The 1,241-nt window shown below is 48.3% G+C and carries 1 protein-coding gene and 1 pseudogene; both read right to left on the bottom strand.

Going from position 1 to position 1,241, the window contains the following annotated elements:
- Nucleotides 1-127 (bottom strand): annotated as a pseudogene (locus tag R8269_RS24995) (2-octaprenyl-6-methoxyphenol hydroxylase); the annotation flags it as partial.
- Between the two features lie 49 nt (nt 128-176).
- On the bottom strand, nt 177-1,241 hold a 1,065-nt coding region (gene ubiH, locus R8269_RS24990; protein WP_318222878.1), incomplete at its 5' end, for a 2-octaprenyl-6-methoxyphenyl hydroxylase.

Below are 1,241 nucleotides of genomic sequence, written 5' to 3'. Positions count from 1 at the left end.
TCAACGTTTCATCTGGCACGCTACCTTCGATCACGGCGATACGCAGGTCACTGTCTTTGAATGCGGCTGCAAGCGCCAACCCAACCATCCCTCCGCCGATGATGGCGATATCTACACTTTGCATCATTGCTATTTATTACCTAATAACTGGTTGTTACCTAGTTTGTTGCAGTCAATCATCGTTTCACTAAACCAAGAGTATGGCGCAAGAGCGGCTGCTTAAAAATAGAAAGGTTATCCATCGCGGCTAAGGCTGTATTTCGCCCAATTCGCATCGCGAGTAAATCGTTTGAAAAAACATGGACTAACGAGCTTGTTAGCCAAATGGTTTCGTTGCGGTCTGCTTCTCGGCGTTGACTAAAGCGGATCAGGCCTTGGTAACGCCCAACATCTTCACCTTGCTTGACCAGTTCCTCAGCGAGAGTGACCACGTCTCGGATCCCCAAGTTGAAGCCCTGCCCAGCAATCGGATGCAGCGTTTGTGCTGCGTTACCGACTATCGCAAAACGGTGTGAAATATTTTGCTTACGGTGACGAAGCAACAACGGATAGCTCGCACGGAGGCCCACTTTTTGCATCGCACCTAATCGCCAACCAAAATCTTGCTGAAGCCGTTCAAGAAATTCGCTTTCAGACAATTCCATTACAATTTGAGCTTCATCAGGGCGTAAGCACCACACGAGCGACATTCGATTATCACTCATTGGCAGCAGGGCAACTGGGCCGTTTTCAGTAAAACGCTCAAATGCGCGACCTTGATGCGGCTCTTGAGTCACAATATTGGCAATTACGGCAACTTGGTCGAAATCATGCTCAGAAAGCTCCAAACCAATTTGCTGACAACATTGCGAAACCGCACCATCGGCGGCAACAAGTAATTTCGCATTAAGCAACTCACCACTAGCAAGCTCAATCGTCACATTTTCTTGAGTTCGGGTAATGTGCTTCGCGGAGTCTGGGCAGTACAAATCGATAGCGGTACTGTGAGTCAGCAATTCTTGGTAAACACGACCAACATCGGCTAACTCTACGACATAACCTAACGCTTCAACGCCAACGTCGTGCTTAGTGATGTCCGTCATTCCCGCATGAGAACGATCGGACACATGGATGTGTTCAATCGGGGTCGAAAAAGGTTCAATCGCAGACCATAACTCTAAGTGACGCAGCAGGTTAACCGTACCATAAGACAAAGCAATCGAGCGCGAATCAAAGCCCGGATGCTGATCAGATTGCACTTT

The organism is Vibrio sp. Vb0667, from assembly GCF_033391095.1.
Note: the sequence above shows the minus strand (reverse complement) of the source record. Positions and strands in the feature narration are given on the sequence as shown.